Below are 15,836 nucleotides of genomic sequence, written 5' to 3' on the forward strand. Positions count from 1 at the left end.
TCAATGTTTGATTTGTTTAGTGATTTATCGCTCCATTTTGAAAGGTATTTTATTTTAAATGAGTACAGTATCCACATCATTCAATGGTGTGTACTTGGACTATTTGTCCTGTTCGTGACACTCCCCATATGGAAAGAAAAGAGGAGTAGTTATGTATTTTATGCTGGAATCGTATTAAGAGTTGTTCTGCTTGGCGGGATGACAGTTGAAATGATCCACCAAGTTCTGTCTAGACAGTATACGATCGAAACATTTGAAGTGCTGACAGATTTCATGCAATTTCTCATTTATGGGTATGTCTTGCTTGCATCACTGTACTATGTGATTACTCTTCCTTATTTAAAAAATAAAGGTATGTTCTTTGTTTTTGATTTATCTGTATTACTTCTGCCTTTATGTCAAACAGTGTTTATTGTGTTTGCTGAAAGCAAAAAGTTCTTTCTTAGCGGTGATATGGGGCTAGTATGGAGAGATCTGATCACCATTTTGGTTATGGCTGGCTTTGCCACTTTGGTGCTGCATCTTTTCTTTCGCTTGTTTTGGCACTGGAAGTGGAAGGAATTGCTGTTGTTCTATGGCCTAATTTTTGCAGCCTTGCTTTATATATTTTATCCTTCTATCTCGAAGTATGAGCTCCAATCTTCATTTAAATCGATTGTCATTTTAGCGGCAGCAGCAGGAAGCTTTATGACGATTGATTTGTTATCTGCTTTACTACGGGACAAGCTGAGATTAAGGCAGTGGGGCGCTGGTTGTATAACTGTCTTTTTTCTGCTGTTACTCAACCCGGTTGTCAATATTCCTCATACCATGTTCCAATTTACCAAAACGGAACTGGTAGATACTTTTTCACAAGAATATCGCCCCTTATCTGAAGCAAGTGCAAAAGCATTCGCTTCAAAATTTGTACCAGAGCATCAATCGCTGTATTTAAATGCTAGTCATCAGCCTATCCCTTACCATTACGTGTTTGCAGATGATCAGTATGAAGTGAATATTTCTCCGTTTACAGGTGAATTAAGCGGATATTCTTATCGAGGTCGTGTAGAGGGAAAGGAGATGACCGATAAAGAATATAGGCAAAAGACCATTGAATTTTTCGAAAGAAGCGGAAGGTCAATAGATCTACAGCGTATTCAATTAGCTGTAAAAAAAGAGGACGGTGAGACGAATGTTCTTCTTCTGCCAAAAATGTCTCAGAATGAAGAGGACAGTTTAGCGTTTGCCACTTGGAAAAAAGGGACGCTTCGACAAGCGCGATACGTAAACGCCATCTTTCAATTAAAGGATATAGACGGAATCCGTTTAACAGAAACTGAGATAAAAAACAGGGTCAACAGTATTTATCAAAATTTAAATTTAAAGCCGCCAGCTTATCAAATCACAGGCATTGATGAATTTTATTTTAATTGGCAGCATGAAGTGAGGGTCACAACAAAAGATCAATCGGAGTTTCTGTTTAATGGCTCATCAAAAGGACTCATCAGCTTCAAGTTGTCAAAAGCGTTTCTTCAACAGAAAAAAGAGAACGTCAGCGATGAAGATTTGTTAAAAATCATAGGGAAAAAGCCAAAAGACATAAGAAAAGAAACAGGCACTAGTGAAAGCAAACAATTTACATTTAATCACTCATCACATGTCGTCAATCTGTTTAAAGGGGATGATGGAATTGAGTTGAGAGTACAATCAGATTCTTCAATCCCGCACGCAGTATCTAATCAAGATCGGGAGGAAGTCTATCAGCAAGTACTTAAAAGGTATAAACCATATACGATCTATAAAAAACAAATAAAACCTGTGAAGATGATCGACAAAGAAGGGAACATCGACATTTCATGGCTTGTCATCATACAAACCTTCGGATCAAATGAGCATAAAATCTATGAAGTGAATGGACGAACAAAAGAGGTGCATCGTTTTGACAGATAAAGAAAAACAAGCCATCTTTCAAGACTTATATGAACTGTATCAAGAAGGGGATCTGGGAGCCGAGGCAGCCAGCTGGATGAAGGCACACGAGCAGCAATTTCAGCATGTGGACGCGGGTAAAAAGCAGTCTTCAGCGCCGATGAAAGGTCAGAATGACTATGACGAGTTAAAACGTATGAAAGGGTTTATTTACTCGTTATATTTCTTTTTTATCGTTTTATCGATTTGGATGACTGTGTGGTTTTATTTTTGATGTCCAGACCAGCAGACCAAATTGAAAAAATCTATGAAGAATATTTTCAGGAAATCACTAAATATTTATATCGCCGGACGGGAAATATGGAAACAGCCAAGGACCTTGCACAGGACGTATTTATGAAGGCACTGCATGGATTGTCCTCCTTTAAGGGACATTCTAGTATGAAAACATGGCTTTATACCATTGCGTATCACACATTTGTGAATGATTATCGCCGAAAAATAAAATGGACTTTTACAAACGTAGAGGAAATAGATTTCTTAGAGCAGCAGTCGTTCACGACACCAGAAGATCACATCGAAACACAAACTGACATCGAAAGGCTGTGGCATCATATTTATCAGCTGAAGGATTCCTACCGGGAGGTCCTTATTTTAAGAGATATTCAAGAATTGTCATATGAAGAAGTAGCTGAAATTCTGAATTGGACTTTATCTAAAGTCAAAACAACCCTTCATCGAGCGAGATTAGAGCTGAAGCGAATGCTACATTGTGAGGAGTTCAATAAATGAGCTGTTATTTGATTGAAGAATTGTTACCACTTTATATAGAGGGGGACACAAGTGCAGAAACAAATAAAATTGTTGCAGAGCACTTACAATCCTGCGAGAGCTGCCAACACCTTTATCACGAAATGAAAGAGCCAATAACCTTTATACAAACTCCTGATCTCATGCCATATATAGATGAAAAGGAAGAAAGAAGAAAATTTGAAAAGCGCTACTATGGCAAGCTGTTATATCGAGCAAGTATCGCGTTTTGTATAGGATATGTCGTGATGATCATTCTTTATTGGCTGAAATAAAAAACCCCCATCTGGATAAACCAGGTGGGGGTTTTTCTAGCTTAGCTTAATTTTTCTTTCGCAATTTGAACTGCATCATAGAACGTTTTCAATTGCTCTTGAGGAATTTTCTTAAGCATTTGGTTGAAAACAAGTAATTCAGTAGAGCTGAATCCAAGACCTTTTGCGATTTTTGAATCAATCACAACGTTTCCTTTTTTGTCTAGAACAAGGGCATCACCAGCAAGATCAGCAATTCTGATCACTGATTTGAAAAGCTTTTCGAATTTAGCCGCTTCTTCTTTTGTAAGACCAAGTTCAACAGCTTTTGCTGCATCAAAAACCAATTTCCCTTTTTCGTTTTTAGTGATGCTCTCACTGAAAACGATTGTAAGAACAGCTGCGCGATCTAAGAATTTCTCAGCAGTCGCCGCTTCTTCTTCAGTTAGTCCGAGCTCAACAGCTTTTTTCACATCAAATGTGTAGTTGTTGTCTTCCTCAACAAATGAATTGATGAGAATGTTGATGACACGCTCGTTTTTCTCCAATAATTCTTTAATGATTTGCTGCTGTTCAAAAGGAATTCCTTTGAAAGTTGCAGCGCTTGCTTGCCCAGGAGCTACTGTTGTGAAAGTAAGAATGATAGCTAAAGCGAAAAATACAACAGAGCTGAGCGATTTGCTCAAAAACTTCTTCATGCTTCTTTTCTCTCCCTTTTCTGTTAAATTTTGTTGCAAGAAAAGCATACCATGAGAAACTTTGTGGAAGAATAGGAAAATTGTAACTTTATGTTTGATTTTGGAGAACTATAAAAGTTCTTGTCGAAAAATGGAGGGGTTCAGATTGCTTACTTTTGTCAATTCTTCAAGATACGTTCCGTCTGATGAATGGAGCTTTCATAGGTGATTTGTCTTGTTTTTACTCAAAATAAAAAGCCTTCTACATGTAGAATGTAAAAGGCTTTTACCTAATTTTATGATTGCACGTTTAATTTTCTTTTTAATGTAAATCCTGTACCCATGAAAATCATGGCGAATACAATGCTTAGACATATACCCAGTATGTTTTTTTCTGCAAGAGTTACCCCAATAAACGCCATACTGACAACTGCAAGTAATGCACATAATAATAGAAGCCATTTGATTTGTTTCATATGTCCCCATCCCTTTTTTTAGAGTTAATATAAGTTTACAGAAAAACGATCGGCATTTAAAGGGGATTGTGATATAATATGAAAGTTATCTAATTATTTTAGGAGATGAAAATGTGAAACTTCGAAAAGACCTTCGCAACATCGCAATTATTGCCCACGTTGACCATGGTAAAACGACGCTTGTTGACCAATTGCTCCATCAAGCTGGTACTTTCCGTGCGAATGAAAATATCGCTGAGAGAGCCATGGATTCAAATGATTTAGAGCGAGAGCGCGGTATTACGATTTTAGCTAAAAATACTGCGATAAATTATAAAGATACACGCATTAATATTTTAGATACACCAGGACACGCCGATTTCGGTGGTGAAGTTGAGCGTATCATGAAAATGGTAGATGGTGTACTCCTTGTTGTGGATGCTTATGAAGGCTGTATGCCTCAAACACGCTTTGTGCTGAAAAAAGCACTTGAGCAAAACTTAACACCAATCGTTGTCGTCAATAAAATTGACCGCGACTTTGCTCGTCCGGCTGAAGTAGTCGATGAAGTGATTGACTTGTTCATTGAATTGGATGCAACAGAAGAACAGCTTGAGTTCCCAGTTGTCTATGCATCAGCAATCAATGGTACAGCAAGTAACGATGCGAGCAAGCAAGATGAAAACATGGAATCTTTGTTTGAAGCTATTGTGAACCATATTCCTTGCCCGGTTGATAACCATGAAGAGCCGCTTCAATTCCAAGTGGCGCTACTTGATTACAATGATTATGTTGGCAGAATTGGAATTGGCCGTGTATTCAGAGGAACAATGCAAGTAGGACAGCAGGTAGCCTTGATGAAAGTCGACGGCACTGTGAAACAATTCCGCGTGACAAAGATCTTTGGTTTCCAAGGGTTAAAACGAGTGGAAATCAACGAAGCGAAAGCGGGAGATCTTGTCGCTGTATCTGGAATGGAAGACATCAACGTAGGTGAAACGGTTTGTCCGGTAGAACACCAAGAGGCACTTCCAATCCTTCGTATTGATGAGCCGACACTTCAAATGACGTTTGTTGTAAACAACAGCCCATTTGCAGGCCGTGAAGGAAAATACGTGACATCACGTAAAATCGAAGAGCGTTTAGAGCAGCAGCTTCAAACAGACGTCAGTCTTCGTGTGGATCCAACTGATTCACCTGATGCTTGGGTTGTTTCTGGACGCGGAGAGCTTCACTTATCCATTCTCATTGAGAATATGAGACGTGAAGGATTTGAATTACAAGTATCGAAGCCAGAAGTTATTGTAAAAGAAGTTGATGGTGTTCGATGTGAGCCTGTAGAGCGCGTTCAAATTGATGTACCAGAAGAGCATACTGGCTCTGTTATGGAATCAATGGGTGCAAGAAAAGGTGAAATGATTGACATGATCAACAATGGTAACGGTCAAGTTCGCCTGATCTTTACAGTGCCATCACGTGGTTTAATTGGATATACAACTGAATTTCTTTCATTAACTCGTGGTTTTGGTATTTTGAACCATACTTTTGACAGCTACCAGCCAATGCAGTCTGGTCAAGTTGGCGGACGCCGTCAAGGTGTACTTGTTTCAATGGAAACAGGTAAAGCGACTGCTTACGGAATCCAAGGTGTTGAAGAGCGCGGTGTGATCTTCGTTGAGCCGGGTACTGAAGTATACCAAGGGATGATTGTTGGAGAGCATAACCGTGAGAACGACCTTGTTGTAAACGTAAGCCGTATGAAACAACAAACAAACGTACGTTCAGCGACGAAAGATCAAACAGTTAGCATGAAAAAACCTCGCATTATGTCACTTGAGGAATCTCTTGAGTACTTGAATGAAGACGAATACTGTGAGGTTACACCTGAATCAATTCGTCTTAGAAAGAAAATTTTAGACAAAAACGAACGTGAGAAAGCAGCGAAGAAGAAAAAGCTAGCAGGATTATCTTAATTCCATGAAGAATTAAAAAGATAGAACCCTGAAAGATAAGGGGAGGGAATCTTTTTGAATGATCAGGAAGTAAGTGAAAATCTATCCTTTTTCGCGATGCTGTTTCGTGTCGATGAAAATCCGCAAACAGGGATGTGGCTCCTATATGGCACCATCCTTGTTTTAGCGATTATTGTTTTTAAGCTCGGCTTTGCAAGACGTTTACCGATTTTAAAAGCGCTCGTGATTTATTTGTTTTTGATTTTTGGCTGCACGTTTCTCACATTTCTAGGTATCTTCCTGCCAGTAGCGGAAGGACTGGTTGTGGCAGCTGCCATTTTGATTATTTATAAAATACGGCTGCATCGTGCGAAAAAAGAAGGAACAGTCAATACGTAAAAAAAGACCTGAACATGTGTCAGGTCTTTTTTTTATGTCTTTTGTTCTTTCTTTCCTTTTTTCTTCTTTTTCTCTTTTGTCGCAGGATCCTGATAAAGAGAGAATCTGCCGGTTTTGATGCGAGCTTCTGTCTTTATTTTAATGCGTTCTTGGCAGTCATCGCACATATATGTATGAATTGGCCGGTTTCTTAACCGTTTCGCAACGAGTGTATCATCATCAATGGTTTCAAGCTTTTCACATAATGAGCACTTCACTCTCATCATTTTCACCTCACTTTAATGCATTTATTATAGCATGTTTTCCAGCCACTTAAAATCAGCGTAGAAAAAGGCTTATATCACAGGAGATATAAGCCGTTCTCATTATTTCTTCTGATTCATATGATGGTTTGATTGGTCGTTCTGATTTTTTTCTAACTGCTTTTGATCCTGTTCTTTGAGCTGATTATTCGGATCATTTGTCGGATCCTTTTCGTTACGGTCGATCTCATTTTTCGGCATCTCAGGCATCACGCGGCCGACAATGGCAGCCAGTTCATCCATAATACCGCTTACCGGACGGCCTGCTTGAATTTCTTTGCCCATTTCTTTTAAACGGCTGACTGTATCCGGATCAGCAACCACAACAGCATTTGCACCTTCCGGGTCATTTCTCAGCGCTTTTGCAACTGAATATTTAATGGTTTCTACTTTGCTTCTATCTAAATCATCTTTTACATCAATACCAACAACAGCATAACGGCCGATGACGATTGCCGTTGCATCATTGACATCTGCTACGTGCTCTGTCACATTGACAAGATGCTCCGCAACATCTGTGGATGGGCGGGCTTGATCTGTCTTTTTCTTCGATGAGTCAGACACCCTTACTAAGTGCTGGCGTCCATCTTGCTTGTCCAGCGCCTCTGGCTTTTCCTGCTGCTGGCAAGCGCCTAACAGAATGATCGTTTGAATCATGAATAATGTCAAAAATAGTCGCATTTATATTCCCTCCTTCACAAACTGCATGATTTATTTTATTGTTGAATTAACCTTCTAACTTTATTCATGAAAACATATATTTTAACAATCGTTTTGGGAAAGACAAGGATGAATGAAACCCCGATCAGGAGGCGAAGGACCTGAGTAAAATTTATGTATTAGACACAAATGTGTTATTACAGGATCCGAATTCAATCTTTTCATTTGAAGACAACGAGGTCGTCATTCCGGCCGTTGTGTTAGAAGAAGTAGACTCGAAAAAGAGATACATGGACGAGGTTGGGCAAAACGCCCGGCGCGTCTCACGTTTAATCGACGGTTTGAGATCGAAAGGGAAACTGCATGAAAAAATTACGCTAGAGTCAAAAGGGACGCTGCGCATCGAGCTGAATCACCGCTCTTTCCATGAACTTCAAGAAATTTTTATTGAAAAAACGAACGATAATCGGATTTTAGCGGTCGCGAAAAATTTGAGCTTAGAGGAAGAAACAAAGCCTCACGGCCGGCCTGTCATTTTAGTCAGTAAGGATGTCTTAGTCAGGGTAAAGGCAGATGCTATAGGTCTCCAAGCAGAGGACTTCTTAAGTGACCGTGTGCTGCAAAACGAAGACATTGATAACGGCTATCATGAGCTCTATATTCCGACCGAGCAATTGAATACATTTTATAAGCAAAGTCAATTGCCGATAAAAGAAGTCACAAGTGCACCATTAAACCCTCATCAATTTGTCATTATGAAGGGGAATGAAGGCGGTTCTGCTTTAGGAATGCTTGATCAAAAAGCAGAGCATGTGAAACGGCTTATTTATGATCAAGAGCATGTTTGGGGAATCCGTCCGAAAAATGTTCAGCAGACGATGGCCCTAGAGCTGCTATTGCGACGTGATATTCCGCTTGTGACATTGATCGGAAAAGCGGGTACTGGTAAAACACTCCTTGCACTTGCTGCCGGATTAATGCAGACAGAGGATCTCGGCATGTTTAAAAAACTGATCGTAGCCCGTTCCATTGTCCCTGTTGGCAAGGATTTAGGCTACTTGCCAGGTGAAAAGGAAGAGAAACTCAGACCATGGATGCAGCCGATTTATGACAACCTGGAATTTTTATTTAATACAAAAAAACCTGGTGAACTTGATGCGATTTTGGCGGGAATTGGTTCTATTCAAGTGGAAGCTTTAACGTATATCCGTGGAAGAAGTATTCCTGATCAATTTATCATCATTGATGAGGCGCAGAATTTAACGAAACACGAGGTAAAAACATTATTAACGCGCGTCGGAGAGGGAAGTAAAATCGTGCTGATGGGGGACCCGGAGCAGATTGATCATCCTTATTTAGACAGCTTAAATAATGGGCTTACGTATGTCATTGAGCGGTTCAAAGGTCAGCAAATATCTGGACATGTCAAGCTTGTCAAAGGAGAAAGGTCTGGACTTGCACAGCTTGCAGCTGATTTGCTGTAGTCCAGACCCTCTGTCTTATGTAATGATGAGCTCTTTGACACCTTTTATCGGCTGAGTGAGGTTGGACTGATCTGCGAAATAAACGTGGATTGGTCCTTCTTCAGTCATCGGCTTCCCGTTTTGGCTGAAGTGTGCAATGCTTTCCATTGCCTGAGAAAGCGGAACAGCAACTGTCTCTGTTTCTGTGACAAATTCGCATGTGTCTGCATGTTCAAGCGGTTCTGCATTTTTCAGCATATCACCCAGCTTCATCCCGAAGCTGCCTGTGATGAGTCTTTCCTTTTCGTACTTCTTCTCTGTTTTTAAAGTGGGTGGAAGTGTTTGTCCTTCTCTGATCACCCGCTCTTGGTCAAGCTCCTGATCCAGCTGACTTTCTTCATTTGCCGTGCTTTTTTCAAAAAATGAATCCATTAAAAATTTGCGGTCATCAAAAATCCATACACTTGGATCAATGGTGATCTTGTACTTTACGTTCCCCTTAATTTGAATGATGCTCATGTTCAAGACAACCCCTTTCCAACATAAATTATAGAAGTTTTCGCCTGCTTTGTCACTTTCATAAACATGCTTTTCCTTGTACACACTAATCGTACATGAAAGATAGGGAGGATGTTGGGCATGGCATGTCGTGACAATGAAGAGCTTCAGCGATTTGTAGAAGAAGCAAAAAAAGTGGCCAAAGGTGGCAAAGTAGCATCCTATATTCCCGCTCTCGCCAAAGCGGATCAGACGGATTTATCTGTGGCTGTGTACCATGTGAGTAATACTTGCCACTCGGCAGGAGATGTAGATAAACGCTTTACCCTGCAAAGTATTTCTAAAGTATTAGCCCTTGCGCTCGTGCTTTCAGAAGAAGGGCCAAAAAAAGTCTTTCAATTTGTTGGACAAGAGCCAACAGGTGACCCGTTTAATTCAATGATTAAGCTGGAAACAGCAAGTCCGAATAAGCCGCTGAATCCAATGATTAATGCAGGAGCGCTTGCAGTCACAAGCTTAATAAGAGGAGCGACTCCGCAAGATCAGCTGAACCGCTTGCTCCGCTTTATTAGAGAGCTCGCAAATGACAAAAGCATTACATACTGCAAGGAAACAGCCGCATCCGAATTTGAGACATCGATGATTAACCGGGCTATGTGCTATTATATGAAGCAATATCATATTATTAGAGGGAACGTAGAAGAGGTCATGGATGTGTATACGAAACAATGCGCCATCATGATGAACAGCTTAGATTTGGCGAAAATTGCTTGTGTTTTTTCATTAGATGGCAGACATCCAGAGACGGGCAAGCAAATTCTTTCAAAAGATGTCGCTAGAATTTGTAAAACCTTTATGGTGACGTGCGGCATGTATAATGCAAGCGGGGAATTTGCCATTAATATCGGCATACCTGCCAAAAGCGGTGTTTCAGGCGGGATTATGGGAGCGGCACCATATGATTTTGGGATCGGAATTTTCGGTCCTGCCCTGGATGAAAAAGGGAATAGTATTGCTGGGATTAAGCTGCTTGAGCTCATGAGTGAAAAATATGAGATGAGTATCTTTTAATGAGAAATGTCTTCTTTTTATTTTCACAAAGCGAACTGTACAAATCTGCTTGCAATTTTGGGCGTTTCGCTTTATGATAAATAGAAGAATTAGGTACTCGCCTGGGGAACGGAGGGATACTTTTGGCGTCAGAAATTTTAGTCGATCATCGGCAAAAAGCACTGGCTTTATTAAAATTGGATGCAGATAAAATTTTAAAATTGATCCAAGTGCAAATGGACAACTTAACGATGCCGCAATGTCCTCTTTATGAAGAGGTTTTAGATACTCAAATGTTCGGATTATCGAGAGAGATTGATTTTGCTGTCCGGCTTGGATTAGTTGATCAACATGAAGGCAAGAAACTACTCGATAAACTTGAGAGAGAGCTTTCCGCACTTCATGATGCGTTCACAAAAAAATAACGATTGAAAACTCAAACTTCCACAACATAAGTTTGAGTTTTTTTGTCCCTATTTTCTTTTGATGGATTGACAGCAAACGGACTTGATTCTTTCATGAATGACGAACAATATAAAAGAGGTAAAACGGGATCAAACGGAGAAAATGTAGTAGAATAAGAACAGCTAAGAAGATATCAAGCAGTAGAAACAGACGTTAGGAAGAGGATTATATGTTAAAGAGAATGCTAAAATCGTATGACTACTCATTATTGTTCGCCATTATCTTAATCAGCGCATTTGGTTTGGTTATGGTGTATAGCTCAAGTATGATTACATCTGTTATCAGATACGATGCCGCGCCAGATAACTTTTTTAAGAAACAGCTCTTATTTATGATTGTTGGAGCAGTCATCTTGATCTTTACAGCATTAGTTCCATATCAGCTGTTTTCAAATAAGAAATTCCAGATTGGTATGCTGCTGATTTCAGTTTTTTCCCTCATCTATGTGTACTTTCTCGGTCATGTTGCAGGGAACGCAAGAAGCTGGATCAAATTAGGCCCTTTTAGTCTTCAGCCAGCTGAATTTGTGAAGATTGTCGTCATCATCTATCTTGCTGCGGTGTATGCCAAAAAGCAGCATTATATTGATCATATTTTAAGAGGTGTCACGCCTCCAATCGTGATTGTCTCTATCCTGTGCGGATTTATCATTTTGCAGCCAGACTATGGGACAGCCTTTATTATCGGCATGATTGCCCTTGCGATGATTTTATGCTCAGGCTTTAGCGGCAAAACGCTTGCGAAGCTGCTGGCGCTATTTAGTGCAGTGATGGTCGTCGTGACCCCGTTTATTATTCTTTTTTGGGATAAAATTTTCACGCAAAATCGTCTCGGACGTTTTGAGAGTTTCCAAGATCCATTTAAAGATGCAGGGGCTACTGGGCATCAATTGATTAATTCATATTATGCGATTGGATCAGGCGGCTTTTTTGGACTCGGTCTAGGGGAAAGTGTTCAAAAGTACGGGTATCTTCCAGAACCGCACACAGACTTTATCATGGCAATTATCTCAGAAGAGCTTGGCTTTTTCGGCGTGTTTTTTGTTCTCGCTCTTCTTGGTTTCATCGTCGTGAAAGGTTTTTATATTGCGAGAAAGTGTGAAGATCCGTTTGGAAGTTTGCTTGCAATAGGAATTTCCTCCATGATTGCGATCCAAACTTGTATCAATTTAGGCGGTGTTTCAGGACTTATTCCAATTACTGGGGTGACACTTCCGTTTATCAGCTACGGGGGATCGTCTATCATTTTACTTAGCATCTGTATGGGAATGCTGCTGAATATCAGCATGTTTACTGAATATAAAGAGCGTTATAAAAAGAAAAAATCAATGAGCAAACCATCGGTTGAAAAAAATGGATTGCAGAAAACTTTGAATCTTTAGAAAACAAAAGTGTACAGTTTTCATTTCTTCCTTTATTATAGAGTACATATAAAATTTTAAGGGATATGGAGGAGTGAGAATGTCACAGAGAACAATTCAAAAGGTTCTAGTTGCAAACAGAGGGGAAATCGCTATCAGAGTCTTCAGGGCCTGTACGGAGCTCAACTTACGTACAGTAGCCATTTATTCCAAAGAAGACTCGGGCTCTTATCATCGCTATAAAGCTGATGAAGCATATCTAGTTGGAGAAGGGAAGAAACCGATTGATGCCTACCTCGATATCGAGGGGATCATCGAAATTGCAAAACGAAATGACGTGGATGCGATTCATCCAGGCTACGGATTTTTATCCGAAAACATTCATTTTGCAAGACGATGCGAAGAGGAAGGCATTCAATTTATCGGTCCAACTTCTCAGCATTTAGATATGTTTGGAGATAAAGTAAAGGCGAGAGATGAAGCGAAAAAAGCTGGTATTCCAGTCATTCCAGGAAGTGACGGACCAGTTGATTCGGTCGAAGAAGTCGAAAAATTCGGTGAAGAATACGGTTACCCGTTTATTATTAAAGCTTCACTAGGCGGCGGCGGCCGGGGTATGCGCATTGTCAGATCAAAAGAAGAGCTGAAGGAAGCCTATGACCGTGCGAAGTCAGAGGCAAAAGCTGCTTTTGGAAATGACGAAGTATACGTTGAAAAGCTGATTGAAAATCCAAAACATATTGAAGTGCAGGTGATTGGAGACAATCACGGCAATATCATTCATTTATATGAGCGTGACTGCTCTGTTCAAAGGCGGCATCAAAAGGTCATTGAAGTGGCGCCAAGTGTGTCTCTAACAGATCAATTGCGTGAAGATATTTGCGAAGCAGCTGTCCAGCTGGCCAAGAATGTATCGTACATTAATGCAGGGACTGTAGAATTCCTTGTTGCAAATGGAGAGTTTTACTTTATTGAAGTCAATCCAAGGGTGCAGGTAGAACACACGATTACAGAAATGATCACAGGTGTCGATATCGTTCAAACCCAAATTCTTGTTGCAAAGGGGCATAACCTTCACAGCAAAGAAGTTGGTATTCCAAAGCAAGAAGATATCTTTACACACGGCTTTGCCATTCAATCAAGGGTCACAACAGAAGATCCTTTAAATGACTTTATGCCAGACACAGGAAAAATTATGGCCTACCGCTCAGGCGGGGGATTTGGTGTACGTCTTGATACAGGGAACAGCTTCCAAGGTGCGGTCATTACACCTTATTACGACTCACTATTGGTCAAGCTGTCTACATGGGCGCTCACGTTTGATCAAGCGGCTGCTAAAATGGTCCGAAATTTACAAGAATTCAGGATTCGCGGGATTAAAACTAACATCCCATTTCTTGAAAATGTGGCTAAGCATGAGAAGTTCCTAAAAGGGGAATACGATACATCATTTATCGACTCAACGCCAGAGCTATTTAATTTCCCTAAGCAAAAAGACCGTGGAACGAAGATGCTGACTTATATTGGTAACGTTACCATTAATGGGTTCCCGGGTATTGCGGAGAAAAAGAAGCCTCATTTTGACAAGCCAGACGTACCGAAGCTTCCTCTTAATCAAGAGATTCCGTCTGGGACAAAACAATTGTTAGATACGCATGGACCTGAGGGACTTGCCAACTGGGTAAAAGAACAAAATAACGTCCTTTTAACTGACACAACCTTTAGAGATGCGCATCAGTCTCTGCTTGCGACACGCTTCAGAACACATGATTTAAAGAAAGTTGCCCAGCCGACAGCAGGTTTATGGCCAGAGCTGTTTAGTATGGAAATGTGGGGCGGTGCTACATTTGATGTTGCGTACCGTTTCTTAAAAGAAGATCCTTGGGAACGATTGAAAGAGCTTCGTCAAGAAGTGCCAAACACGCTGTTCCAAATGCTGTTAAGATCATCAAATGCTGTCGGATATACAAACTATCCGGATAATGTGATCAAAGCATTTGTAAAAGAATCAGCCGAGGCAGGCATTGATGTGTTCCGTATTTTCGACAGCTTAAACTGGGTCAAAGGCATGACGCTTGCCATTGATTCTGTTCGGGAATCAGGCAAAGTGGCAGAGGCGGCGATTTGTTATACGGGAGATATTCTTGATCCATCTCGTCCAAAATATGATCTTGATTACTATGTATCTCTTGCAAAAGAGCTTGAATCTGCCGGCGCGCATATTTTAGGTATTAAAGATATGGCGGGGCTATTAAAACCGCAGGCAGCCTACGAGCTAGTCTCTGCTTTAAAAGATGAGCTTACGATCCCTATCCATCTTCATACGCATGACACGAGTGGAAATGGACTGTTCACCTATGCAAGAGCGATTGATGCAGGTGTTGATATTGTGGATGTTGCCGTCAGCTCTATGGCAGGACTCACATCGCAGCCAAGTGCAAGCTCACTTTATTATGCTTTAGATGGTCATGAAAGAAAGCCAGACATGAACGTCCAATCTGTCGAACGCCTTTCTCAATACTGGGATTCCGTCAGAAAATACTATCATGAATTTGAAAGCGGCATGAATTCGCCTCATACAGAAATTTATGAGCATGAAATGCCTGGCGGTCAATATAGTAACTTGCAGCAGCAGGCGAAAGGTGTCGGTCTTGGCGAGCGCTGGAATGAAGTAAAGGAAATGTACAGACGTGTGAATGACATGTTTGGTGATATTGTAAAGGTAACACCATCCTCTAAAGTAGTTGGAGATATGGCACTTTATATGGTGCAAAATGATCTAACAGAAGAAGATGTTTATGAAAAAGGCGCAACACTAGACTTCCCGGATTCTGTTGTGGAATTATTTAAAGGCTATTTAGGCCAGCCGCATGGCGGATTCCCAGAAAAGCTGCAAAAGCTGATTTTAAAAGGGGAAGAGCCTCTTACTGTCAGACCTGGTGAGAAGCTGAAGCCAGTGGACTTTGAAGACATTAAGAAGCAGTTCAAAGAATCTCATGACCTGACGTTAACAGAGCAAGACGCAATTGCGTATGCCTTATATCCGAAAGTCTTTTCTGAATTTGTCCAAACAGCAGAAAGCTATGGTGACATCTCTGTTCTTGATACACCAACGTTCTTCTACGGGATGAGGCTTGGAGAAGAGATTGAGGTAGAAATCGAAAAAGGAAAAACCCTGATTGTCAAACTCGTATCAATTGGTGAACCGAATCCAGATGCCACGAGAGTTCTTTACTTTGAGTTAAATGGCCAGCCGCGTGAAGTGGTGATTAAGGATGAAAGCATCAAATCCTCCGTTCAAGAAAAAATGAAGGCGGACCGTTCAAATCCAAATCACATCGCCGCATCGATGCCAGGCACTGTCATCAAAGTACTCGTGGAAAAAGGGCAGAAAATTTCACAAGGTGAGCATTTGATGATCAATGAAGCCATGAAAATGGAAACGACTGTACAAGCACCATTTTCTGCGGTCGTAGATGAAATACATGTGACAAATGGAGAGCCGATTCAAACCGGTGATCTGTTAATCGTATTAAAGCCTGAATAAGAAGTGAGACACATCCACCGTGATGTGTCTCAGCGT

The 15,836-nt window shown here is 40.7% G+C and carries 16 protein-coding genes; 11 read left to right on the forward strand and 5 right to left on the reverse strand.

The annotated features are described in order from the left end of the window. Positions 1–3: 3 nt before the first annotated feature. Genes MHH65_RS07075 through MHH65_RS07090 form a run of 4 tightly spaced genes read left to right on the forward strand, consistent with a single transcriptional unit; the run spans position 4 to position 2,993 of the window. Positions 4–1,929 carry a hypothetical protein gene (locus MHH65_RS07075; RefSeq protein ID WP_268414342.1) on the forward strand — a complete coding sequence of 642 codons (1,926 nt, stop codon included), beginning with the start codon at positions 4–6 and terminating at the stop codon, positions 1,927–1,929. Continuing rightward, the gene (locus MHH65_RS07080) at positions 1,919–2,182 is read left to right on the forward strand and encodes a hypothetical protein (protein WP_125586261.1); all 264 of its coding nucleotides are present in this window, start codon (positions 1,919–1,921) and stop codon (positions 2,180–2,182) included. Before MHH65_RS07075 ends, MHH65_RS07080 begins: the two co-directional genes overlap by 11 nt. Then, positions 2,182–2,700 (forward strand): sigma-70 family RNA polymerase sigma factor, encoded by a 519-nt coding sequence (locus tag MHH65_RS07085; protein ID WP_268414345.1) that lies wholly within the window; start codon positions 2,182–2,184, stop codon positions 2,698–2,700. The genes MHH65_RS07080 and MHH65_RS07085 overlap by 1 nt, the downstream gene beginning before the upstream one ends. Next, positions 2,697–2,993: a zf-HC2 domain-containing protein gene (locus MHH65_RS07090; RefSeq protein ID WP_044334015.1), complete on the forward strand. Its 297-nt coding sequence runs from the start codon at positions 2,697–2,699 to the stop codon at positions 2,991–2,993. The genes MHH65_RS07085 and MHH65_RS07090 overlap by 4 nt, the downstream gene beginning before the upstream one ends. A gap of 41 nt (positions 2,994–3,034) precedes the next feature. On the opposite strand, the gene MHH65_RS07095 is transcribed toward MHH65_RS07090, so the two are convergent. Both MHH65_RS07095 and MHH65_RS07100 read right to left on the reverse strand, forming a co-directional pair. Continuing rightward, entirely contained in the window at positions 3,035–3,670 is a 636-nt protein-coding gene (locus MHH65_RS07095; RefSeq protein ID WP_024424766.1) for a hypothetical protein, read from the reverse strand. 275 nt (positions 3,671–3,945) lie between these two features. Continuing rightward, positions 3,946–4,125: a DUF5325 family protein gene (locus MHH65_RS07100; RefSeq protein ID WP_024426900.1), complete on the reverse strand. Its 180-nt coding sequence runs from the start codon at positions 4,123–4,125 to the stop codon at positions 3,946–3,948. Between the two features lie 113 nt (positions 4,126–4,238). Between MHH65_RS07100 and typA the strand changes: the two genes are divergently transcribed. Together typA and MHH65_RS07110 are read left to right on the forward strand one after the other, a co-directional pair. Further along, entirely contained in the window at positions 4,239–6,077 is a 1,839-nt protein-coding gene (typA, locus tag MHH65_RS07105) for a translational GTPase TypA (protein WP_024424768.1), read from the forward strand. A gap of 54 nt (positions 6,078–6,131) precedes the next feature. Further along, positions 6,132–6,455: a YlaH-like family protein gene (locus tag MHH65_RS07110; RefSeq protein WP_003210819.1), complete on the forward strand. Its 324-nt coding sequence runs from the start codon at positions 6,132–6,134 to the stop codon at positions 6,453–6,455. A gap of 32 nt (positions 6,456–6,487) precedes the next feature. Here MHH65_RS07110 and MHH65_RS07115 read toward each other — a convergent pair whose 3' ends face one another. Further along, positions 6,488–6,721: a YlaI family protein gene (locus MHH65_RS07115; RefSeq protein ID WP_223250959.1), complete on the reverse strand. Its 234-nt coding sequence runs from the start codon at positions 6,719–6,721 to the stop codon at positions 6,488–6,490. 99 nt (positions 6,722–6,820) lie between these two features. Then, the gene (locus tag MHH65_RS07120; RefSeq protein ID WP_268414348.1) at positions 6,821–7,438 is read right to left on the reverse strand and encodes a YhcN/YlaJ family sporulation lipoprotein; all 618 of its coding nucleotides are present in this window, start codon (positions 7,436–7,438) and stop codon (positions 6,821–6,823) included. A 140-nt stretch (positions 7,439–7,578) separates the two neighbouring features. Between MHH65_RS07120 and MHH65_RS07125 the strand changes: the two genes are divergently transcribed. Beyond that, entirely contained in the window at positions 7,579–8,901 is a 1,323-nt protein-coding gene (locus MHH65_RS07125; RefSeq protein ID WP_025092370.1) for a PhoH family protein, read from the forward strand. 15 nt (positions 8,902–8,916) lie between these two features. On the opposite strand, the gene MHH65_RS07130 is transcribed toward MHH65_RS07125, so the two are convergent. Next, on the reverse strand, positions 8,917–9,399 hold the full coding sequence (locus tag MHH65_RS07130) for a hypothetical protein (protein ID WP_087977216.1): 483 nt from the start codon (positions 9,397–9,399) through the stop codon (positions 8,917–8,919). A gap of 120 nt (positions 9,400–9,519) precedes the next feature. On the opposite strand from MHH65_RS07130, the gene glsA reads away from it, so the two are divergent. The 4 genes from glsA to pyc all read left to right on the forward strand — a co-directional run bounded on the left by glsA (position 9,520) and on the right by pyc (position 15,800). Next, a complete protein-coding gene (gene glsA, locus MHH65_RS07135; protein WP_024426904.1) occupies positions 9,520–10,449 on the forward strand; it encodes a glutaminase A in 930 nt (309 codons plus the stop codon). A 122-nt stretch (positions 10,450–10,571) separates the two neighbouring features. Further along, positions 10,572–10,853: a YlaN family protein gene (locus tag MHH65_RS07140; protein ID WP_003212509.1), complete on the forward strand. Its 282-nt coding sequence runs from the start codon at positions 10,572–10,574 to the stop codon at positions 10,851–10,853. 209 nt (positions 10,854–11,062) lie between these two features. Further along, entirely contained in the window at positions 11,063–12,274 is a 1,212-nt protein-coding gene (ftsW, locus tag MHH65_RS07145; protein ID WP_268414350.1) for a putative lipid II flippase FtsW, read from the forward strand. Positions 12,275–12,353: 79 nt separating this feature from the next. Next, positions 12,354–15,800 (forward strand): pyruvate carboxylase, encoded by a 3,447-nt coding sequence (pyc, locus tag MHH65_RS07150; RefSeq protein WP_034281655.1) that lies wholly within the window; start codon positions 12,354–12,356, stop codon positions 15,798–15,800. Positions 15,801–15,836: the final 36 nt, after the last annotated feature.

The organism is Bacillus sp. FSL L8-0654 (assembly GCF_038629965.1).
GTDB classification, from domain to species: domain Bacteria; phylum Bacillota; class Bacilli; order Bacillales; family Bacillaceae; genus Bacillus; species Bacillus safensis.